This is a genomic window from Acaryochloris sp. IP29b_bin.137, from assembly GCF_028285745.1.
Lineage (GTDB): Bacteria > Cyanobacteriota > Cyanobacteriia > Thermosynechococcales > Thermosynechococcaceae > Acaryochloris.
Window position 1 is genome coordinate 1 of record NZ_JANQOP010000332.1, and the last position, 5,797, is coordinate 5,797.

The 5,797-nt window shown below is 46.8% G+C and carries 9 protein-coding genes; 4 read left to right on the plus strand and 5 right to left on the minus strand.

The genetic code is table 11. From position 1 onward, the window contains the following. Positions 1 to 156: 156 nt before the first annotated feature. Positions 157 to 477 carry a hypothetical protein gene (locus tag Q0991_RS22570; protein ID WP_299492848.1) on the minus strand — a complete coding sequence of 107 codons (321 nt, stop codon included), beginning with the start codon at positions 475 to 477 and terminating at the stop codon, positions 157 to 159. Between the two features lie 2 nt (positions 478 to 479). Further along, positions 480 to 704 carry a hypothetical protein gene (locus Q0991_RS22575; protein WP_299492850.1) on the minus strand — a complete coding sequence of 75 codons (225 nt, stop codon included), beginning with the start codon at positions 702 to 704 and terminating at the stop codon, positions 480 to 482. A 226-nt stretch (positions 705 to 930) separates the two neighbouring features. Here Q0991_RS22575 and Q0991_RS22580 point away from each other — a divergent pair, with 226 nt between their 5' ends. Both Q0991_RS22580 and Q0991_RS22585 read left to right on the plus strand, forming a co-directional pair. Beyond that, on the plus strand, positions 931 to 1,236 hold the full coding sequence (locus Q0991_RS22580) for a hypothetical protein (protein WP_299492852.1): 306 nt from the start codon (positions 931 to 933) through the stop codon (positions 1,234 to 1,236). Between the two features lie 206 nt (positions 1,237 to 1,442). Next, positions 1,443 to 1,661, plus strand: a complete 219-nt coding sequence (locus tag Q0991_RS22585) for a hypothetical protein (RefSeq protein ID WP_299492854.1) — start codon at positions 1,443 to 1,445, stop codon at positions 1,659 to 1,661. 133 nt (positions 1,662 to 1,794) lie between these two features. On the opposite strand, the gene Q0991_RS22590 is transcribed toward Q0991_RS22585, so the two are convergent. Further along, on the minus strand, positions 1,795 to 2,661 hold the full coding sequence (locus Q0991_RS22590) for a transposase (RefSeq protein ID WP_299492856.1): 867 nt from the start codon (positions 2,659 to 2,661) through the stop codon (positions 1,795 to 1,797). 313 nt (positions 2,662 to 2,974) lie between these two features. Between Q0991_RS22590 and Q0991_RS22595 the strand changes: the two genes are divergently transcribed. Continuing rightward, positions 2,975 to 3,706, plus strand: coding sequence for a GNAT family N-acetyltransferase (locus Q0991_RS22595; protein ID WP_299492858.1), 732 nt, complete (start codon positions 2,975 to 2,977; stop codon positions 3,704 to 3,706). 95 nt (positions 3,707 to 3,801) lie between these two features. On the opposite strand, the gene Q0991_RS22600 is transcribed toward Q0991_RS22595, so the two are convergent. Together Q0991_RS22600 and Q0991_RS22605 are read right to left on the minus strand one after the other, a co-directional pair. Continuing rightward, the gene (locus Q0991_RS22600; protein WP_299492860.1) at positions 3,802 to 4,482 is read right to left on the minus strand and encodes a response regulator transcription factor; all 681 of its coding nucleotides are present in this window, start codon (positions 4,480 to 4,482) and stop codon (positions 3,802 to 3,804) included. Beyond that, entirely contained in the window at positions 4,472 to 5,380 is a 909-nt protein-coding gene (locus tag Q0991_RS22605) for a S1C family serine protease (protein WP_299492862.1), read from the minus strand. Before Q0991_RS22605 ends, Q0991_RS22600 begins: the two co-directional genes overlap by 11 nt. Positions 5,381 to 5,595: 215 nt before the next feature. On the opposite strand from Q0991_RS22605, the gene Q0991_RS22610 reads away from it, so the two are divergent. Then, on the plus strand, positions 5,596 to 5,787 hold the full coding sequence (locus tag Q0991_RS22610; protein WP_299492864.1) for a hypothetical protein: 192 nt from the start codon (positions 5,596 to 5,598) through the stop codon (positions 5,785 to 5,787). Positions 5,788 to 5,797 lie beyond the last annotated feature (10 nt).

A 5,797-nucleotide genomic window follows, 5' to 3' on the forward strand; every position in this document is an offset into this window, starting at 1 on the left:
TGAAGTTCGTCCTCAGAATGTTTTTTGGCAAGTCTGAGAAGTTCTAGCTGTTGCAGTGTCAGGAAGGGAATATGGGTCATAGGGTATCTCCATCTTCCAGTTCAAGTATATTGAGCCAGGGTTAATTACAGCTTTACATCTTGATAGATGCGGACCTCACTGCTCAGACCGTCTTAGCAACTTGTCGATGCCAGCCTTGATGTTTCGGAGCAAATCCCGGTCCTCGTTTCGGCTGCTGACAATTGCTGCTAGCTGCTGGGTCAGTGAATCCATGCGCTGAAATACTCTGTCAGCAAGTCTTTTGGTTTCCTCAAATTGTGTCCCCATCGCCTCAATGGATCGGGCGTTGGACTGGATGATCTGCGCATTGGATTGGACGATTCCTTCAATACGTGAAAGGCGTTCATTGGAATCAATAATTGAACGCTCTAGTAAGCTCTCAATCCGATCCAGCCGATCTGGGTCATTTGTCGTCATAATTAATCCTCTTGGTCTCCCATCAATTCAAGCTTTGCAGCTTCCGTAACAACCCGACGAAGCCACGCAGACCGATCCGGTAAAGCACGAACAACCTTATCAACACTTTTGGTCAGGCGGAACTGGATATTTCGCTCTGCAAGTTCTTCTGTCGTTTCGTCAGATCGCTTAAAACGGTTTGCAACAAACTTAGGTGGCATGACCGGATCTGGGTTGCCTTTTGGCATGGCTTTTGAGCAATACTTCTTCTAAAGTTTAATCGACAAATAACCCTGTGGTATAGGCATAAGCGATAGTTATCACTTACCCAACAATCGTTAGGATAATATCATAGCAAAAACATTGTATTATCCCTGTGTTAAAGGCATAATAAGGATAGATAAAACAAAGGCATCCGGTCCCGTGGAAAGTTCTCGGATGCCTTAGTTAAAACCCAATCACAGGCATTTAACTATGACTACTGTACTCGAAACGCCCACCACCGTTAACGAGCTGGAGAAGTGGATCGACGCTCAAGTTACTGATCCTCTTCATCCCGAAATGGTGATGGTTGAACTCCAAATTGAACAATACCCCGGTGTGCGTGAGGGTGGCGATTTGTTTGAAGTCTTCGCTCCCGTCATCTGTAAGCCTGGACTGCTCAGACCTCGCCTAGAGAATTGGGCCTTAAACGACCGAAGCTGTGTTTGGGGGCAAGTTAAACCTATAAGCTATGAATACCAAGAGTTTCAGCCACTCTCTTTAAATTTTGCTTATTGAGAACCCAATCGTCTTGTAAACGCTGTAACGACAAAAAATCGTTCACTGTTATAGTGCATTTATACTAAATTGCCCATTTCACAGCTTCGGTCGTTTAAGGCCAACTTACCGTGAATAGACCCTATCCCTTCAGATACAATGGTCACCCATTTATACCCATTAGTATGATTGGAGCACGGCTGCTGTCCTATTTCTGGAGTTAATTCTTGAAAATACGTCATCTCTTATTTCTTATTGTGATTATGCCAGGTATTGCTGGAGTTGCTATCTTTGGACACTTTGCCCTCACGGATTGGGAACAACTTCAAGTCGATTACCGAGTGTATGCAGAATTTGTCCAAAGTACGGATAACTTACCTACCTTGCAACTGGTTTCGGGTTTTTATCTAGCTGACCTAAAATATTGGCTGTTAAACCCAATATGAACACCTGAAAAAGATTGAACAGGTAATTGCATCGCCTCACTTTGAGAATTCACCCCATAATTCCGTTTTCTCAACACGACAAACTAAATCTCCATTTTGGAGACCCGTAAAACTATGGGATTACAAGTGGGTGCTAACCCTGGCAAAAATGTCGAAGATTGATCATCGTGTAAGCCAAGCTTTTCAAGGCATAATGCAACTTACTGATTCGCTCAAATCGCAGCAGCAAGCGCTTGAATTTATCTTCCCAAGCAAAGACGCGCTCAATGGTATTGAATCTCTCCTGGAAGATGGATGAATCGAACAGTCTTTTAGGACCTGGCTTTGGCGTCTTTCGTCCACGAAGATTTTCATTGATATTTGGCACCATCCTTCGATTGAAAATGGCCTTGCGATTCTCACGACTATCGTACACGCCATCCAAGCTAATGATAGTCTGCTTCAAGTCTATGCCTACTGTTCGGGCTGTACTCATCACATTTGCAAGTCCTGCCTTAAACAACGGTGACTCGTTCCGGTTACCTGGGGCAGTTACAAAGGGAGAGATGACATTGCAGTTACGATCACAGAAGGCTACCACCTTGTCTCCCTTCATATGTTTGTGGCCATTGAATCCCAGATTGTCGCCGCCTTTCTTGGCTGCAGTGGTTGTCCCATCTCCATGAATAACGCTAGTGTCTAACTTTCCTTTCTCTTGGAGTAAACCAACTGAAGCTTTGAAAATGTCTTCAAAACATCCGTGAGTTTCAAAGCGTCGAAAGGCTCGATAGATACTGGAATGATGGATCTCAGGGTGTCCAAATTTGTCCTTTTCAATGGGTAGCTCTTTCCACTGACACCCCGTATGCAGGAACTTCAAAATGTAGTTGAAGATGGCATGCAAAGAGAGCTTTGGCTGAGGCCCTCGACTGCCAACGTGTAGGTGGGGCAAGACAAATGTCTCAAACTGCTCAAGGGTTAAGAATGTTGGAATCCATTTATGGGACTTAGTTTGAGGCATTTGCACTCCTACCGAACGGTAAACTAAATGGCTGGCGTCATTTTAGTTTGTATCGGCGGAATGCTATGCAGGAAAAGGGTTTTAGATAATCTTACCCATGGATTAAAACCTGAAATCAGTTGGGTGTCTCTCTTAATTCGGAGTGGGGGTATCAGTGTTGGGTGATCACCCCTGAAAAACAGGTGTACACCGATGGTGATTTTTATACGGGTAGTATAGTGGCATTGTCGGCAGGTCGGTTCTTGGTCGAGCAGTCCTTGGAGGTGGAGTGAAGAGCGAACCAATCGTCATGTCGTGGGAAGAGTATGAGATCATGCCTTGGCGGCTGGGTTGGAAACATGAGTATTTCAACGGGAGGGCTCATCTCACACCCAGACAGCAATCGGTCCAAACGGTTATTGATGTTGCCCCTAGAAGCAATACCCCTAAGGTGTGCAGTATCAGACCCGTTATGCCAACGGATGCACCTGAACTCAAGCGTCTTTTCTTTGAAGTTTTTCACGACTCTGTTGAATATTGCAATTATGAAGCGTCGGGTATTCAGGAATCAGCTCAAAGATGTATTGATAGCTATTTTGGTGCGGTTAACGGTGACCCATCCAAGACTTCAAGCGTTGCGATTTCACCCGAAGGTATTCTAGTAGGAGCAGCCCTGGTGATTGAGCAGCCGCAACAGCAGCCTTATCTTCGACTGTTGTGTGTATCGTCGTTGTGGCAACGTCGAGGTGTTGGCACTAGCCTTGTGGCAGCAGCCCTCAACCTGCTAGATAACTCACCTTTTACTCAACTGAGGAGTCGATATTTCCTAGCGAATGAAGCGAGCAGAAGCTGGCATCATCAATTTGGTTTTCGGGATCAGCTTGACTTATTCGTCTCCCGTCTCTTTTATCGACATGCTCAGCATGAATTATGGCGTCAGGAACAAATCGGTCAACTTCAAGAGGAAGATCTGGCTCGTTTGGCATCTGAGGTCAAACGTTGGCAGGCTGAGGTGGAACGTCAAGAAGTTGCCTTTGATGAAGCATGTGCAAGTGGACAGCGCTAAATCAAGCGGTCTTCTAGCGAAGGTGGGAACTGCGATAGGAAGGACTTACACGCTTGGTTGAGTTCGCAATGTAATTCATTTAACACTTTAGCGAATTAAAGCTTGATTAGCCCAAGTCGAATCCCAACTGCTACGGCCTCTGTGCGACCAGTGACCTTAAGCTTTGAAAATATCGAGCTGATGTGAAACTTGACAGTGTGTTCTGAGATGAATAGCTCATTGCCAATTTGCTTATTACTCAAACCCAGTGAAAGGGCATCAAGAACTTGAAGTTCACGATCACTCAATGGTTCTGCGATGTCGTGAATTGGTTTTGGTATAGAGACGTTTTCTATGAGGCGATCGCTAAACATTGGGTGGAGAATCGTCATTCCGTTGGACGCTGCTTCAATGGCAATCTCTAATTCCTCCTGCGTCGTGGTGTGCGGTAACAGGCCATGAACGCCTGCTGCCAATATCGCCGAAATGGTCAATGTGTCCAGTATCTCAGCCGCAGTTGTGATAACAACACACCCGGGTACTTCAAGGGCAAGTCGAGAATCAACACCAGTCTCCAATACATCTTGTAACTCCTGCAGGGTCAATGTATTTAGCTCCGGCAGCTCTAGAACAATCACATCCACCATCGGCAGCTCAAGTAGGGTTTGAACCGCGTTGAGTTCATCGACCTCTGCAACAATTTCAACCCCGGTTGACTGCATTAGGGTCAAGAGACCCGCTCGGGAGATTGCATTGCTGGCAAATATCCCCACGCGCAGCATGGGCTTATCGCTCACCTACAGTCACACTGATATCCTGAAGCTGGCCACCTCGGATGAGTTGAATTTGGAGAACCTTGCCGACATTCTGTGATGTAAGAAAGGGCTGGATTTCTTGTGGGTCTTGAACCACTTGCTTATCTATGCTCACCAGAATGTCTCCCAGAACAATTCCTGCTTGTTCTGCGGATTGTTCTGGTTCAACACTGATAATCATGATGCCAAATTCATTCGCCAAGCCATATTGCTGTCCCAGGCTTTCCGGCAACTTCACGGGCTGCATTCCTAATCCCAGGTAGCCCCGACTAACGTGCCCCTTGTCTTGGAGTTGCTGAACCACTCGGCTAATCGTCTCGGTAGGTATTGTAAGAACGGTGCGGTGGGGACCAAATGTACTGAATCCGATAACTTGACCTTGGACATCCACCAGAGCGCTCCCTGCTCCGCCTCGCCTTAGATTCACATCAACACGAATAAATTGGTCAATATCACCCCCGCTCAAGCTTTGCCAAGGACCACCGACGCTATTGATCAAGCCCAGATGGGCGTGGACACCCCGATCTGTGTCACGACCAACAGCCACCACAAAGTGGCCTACTGCCACAGGGTCTGTTGTTGGGGCAATGGGGGGTATATCGATGTCGTGGGGTAGCTTGAAGACTGCAATATCGGTGGTTGGGTCAGTGCCAATACGATCTACTCTACAAGTAGATTGGTCCGGTAGGGTCACGATCAGGCTGTCCTTGGGAGGAATGGCTTCGGCTGAGGTCACAATCAGGTTGTCTTGCCAGTGAATACCTGTGGCTGCAAACCCTCTTCCTCTTCGGCTTCTGCCAGCGATGGCGACGACAGACGACGCGGTGGCTTCGACCAAACTTGTAAGTTCCTGAGAAAGGCTTTGAAGTGTGTTGCTCATGGAATACAGAAGTCATTGTATTGCTGATGGGTTGACTATATTGATTGTCTGATTAACCGATGAAAACCACATCGGCGGATTGGGTGGTTACAACCTACCTAGATGGGGGGGAGGTAGGTCCACATCCTGAGAACATATCTGTAAGTCTTTGCAACAATCCCTCTCAATTTTGAAAGCCTTACCGATAAACTGGCTGTGCATAAGAGGATTCCACAATGACAACTCCAATCGTCTCCTTCAACCCCAAGCCCGCTCCCAGGACTACCCCACAACCACTTACCGGACGGCTTTCAATGTGCGGTCCATGCGATGAGCCCCTAGAAGGAACTGGTGAAGGATCGTCAAAGCAGGAAGCGAAGACAAAGGCAGCCAGAGGATTGCTAGCGAAGATTAATCGTCACCAGTAAGTTTTGCAAC

Bases quoted from the DNA above. Each gene is read 5' to 3' on its own strand.
- Q0991_RS22570 (WP_299492848.1), bottom strand. From the start codon at position 477: ATGACGACAAATGACCCAGATCGGCTGGATCGGATTGAGAGCTTACTA.
- Q0991_RS22575 (WP_299492850.1), bottom strand. From the start codon at position 704: ATGCCAAAAGGCAACCCAGATCCGGTCATGCCACCTAAGTTTGTTGCA.
- Q0991_RS22580 (WP_299492852.1), top strand. From the start codon at position 931: ATGACTACTGTACTCGAAACGCCCACCACCGTTAACGAGCTGGAGAAG.
- Q0991_RS22590 (WP_299492856.1), bottom strand. From the start codon at position 2,661: ATGCCTCAAACTAAGTCCCATAAATGGATTCCAACATTCTTAACCCTT.
- Q0991_RS22595 (WP_299492858.1), top strand. From the start codon at position 2,975: ATGCCTTGGCGGCTGGGTTGGAAACATGAGTATTTCAACGGGAGGGCT.
- Q0991_RS22605 (WP_299492862.1), bottom strand. From the start codon at position 5,380: ATGAGCAACACACTTCAAAGCCTTTCTCAGGAACTTACAAGTTTGGTC.
- Q0991_RS22610 (WP_299492864.1), top strand. From the start codon at position 5,596: ATGACAACTCCAATCGTCTCCTTCAACCCCAAGCCCGCTCCCAGGACT.